General features: G+C 68.4%; 1 protein-coding gene. It reads left to right on the forward strand.

The window, feature by feature from the left end:
- A partial coding sequence (locus CP49_RS14925) for a condensation domain-containing protein (protein WP_245310693.1) occupies positions 1-1,724 on the forward strand: 1,724 nt, incomplete at both ends.

Below are 1,724 nucleotides of genomic sequence, written 5' to 3' on the forward strand. Positions count from 1 at the left end.
TTCGAACTGGGCGGCCACTCGCTCTTGGCGGTGCAGCTGATCGAGCGTCTGCGGCGGCTGTCGCTGGGGGTGAAGGTGCGGACCTTGTTCGCCAGGCCGGTGCTGGCGGATCTGGCCGCGAGCCTGCGCAGTCATCACGAGGTGGCGGTGCCGGCCAACCTGATCACGGCAGAGAGCCGCTCGATCACGCCGCAGATGCTGCCGCTGATCGAGCTGACGCAGGGAGAGATCGATCGGATCCTCGCCACGGTGCCCGGCGGCGTCGGCAACATCCAGGATATTTATGCCTTGTCGCCGCTGCAGGACGGCATCCTGTTCCATCATCTGTTGGCCCGCCAAGGCGATCCGTACCTGCTGGTGTCGCAGATGGCGTTTGCCGACCGTGGCGTGTTGGACCGCTATCTTGCCGCGGTTCAGCGGGTGGTGGACCGGCACGACATCTTAAGGACGTCGTTTGTCTGGGAGGGCCTGTCGCGCGCGGCCCAGGTGGTGTGGCGGAACGCGCCACTCAATGTGACCGAGGTCGAGCTGGATGGCTCCGGCGGTCCTGGCCACGCGCAGCTCAGGCTGAGGTTTGATCCGCGCCAGCACCGCATCGATCTTGGCCGGGCCCCGCTGTTGCGGTTTGTGATCGCGCGCGAGCCCGGCAGCGCGCGCTGGCTGCTCTTGCAGCTGCAGCATCATCTGATCGGGGATCACACGACGCTGGAGGTGATGCATGCCGAGGTTAAGGCCGTGCTCGGCGGGCGCGACCATGAGCTGGCCGCCCCGCAGCCGTTCCGCAACCTGGTGGCGCAGGCGCGCCTGGGCGTTGGTACCAAAGCGCATGAAGAGTTCTTCCGGGGACTGCTGGGGGACATCGATGCGCCGACCACGCCGTTTGGCTTAAGCGAGGTCCACGGCGACGGCTGCGGGGTTCATGAGGCGCATCGGAGGCTGCCGCAGGCGCTCAACGCGCGATTGCGCAGCCAGGCGCGGCGGCTTGGGGTGAGCCTGGCCAGCCTGTGCCATCTGGCGTGCGGACAGGTGGTGGCGCGCAGCAGCGGCCGCGAGCAGGTGGTGTTCGGCACGGTGCTGTTTGGCCGCATGCATGGCGGCGCGGGTGCCGACCGCACCATGGGCCTGTTCATCAACACGCTGCCGCTGCGGCTTGATCTGGACGGCACCGGGGTCGAGGCGAGCGTGCGGACCACGCACGCCCGGCTGGCCGAGCTGCTGGCGCACGAGCATGCCTCGCTGGCGTTGGCGCAACGCTGCAGCGGCGTTGCGGCGCCGGCGCCGCTGTTCAGCGCGTTGTTGAACTACCGCCACACCGCGCCGGCGCTCGCTTGCGGACCGGATGCTGGGCTGGGCGGCGTGGAATGGCTGGGCGGGGAGGAACGCACCAACTATCCGCTGACCCTGTCGGTGGATGATTTTGGCGAGGCGCTCGGTCTGACGGCGCAGGTGGCGGAGCCCGTCTCCGCGGATCGGGTCTGCGGCTACATGCAGCGCGCGCTCGAGCAACTGGCCGACGCGCTGGAGCAGGCGCCGAACACGCCGGTGCGCGAGCTGGATATCCTGCCGTCCGCTGAGCGCGCGTATCTGTTGGAGGAGCTGAACCGGACGGCGGCGCCGTATCCCGAGCAGCAGTGCATCCATGAGCTGTTCGAGGCGCAGGTGGGCAAGGCGCCGGATGCGGTGGCGGTGGTCTATCAGGACCAGCGCTTAAGCTATGACGAGCT

The organism is Bradyrhizobium valentinum, assembly GCF_001440405.1.
Taxonomy (GTDB): Bacteria; Pseudomonadota; Alphaproteobacteria; order Rhizobiales; family Xanthobacteraceae; genus Bradyrhizobium; species Bradyrhizobium valentinum.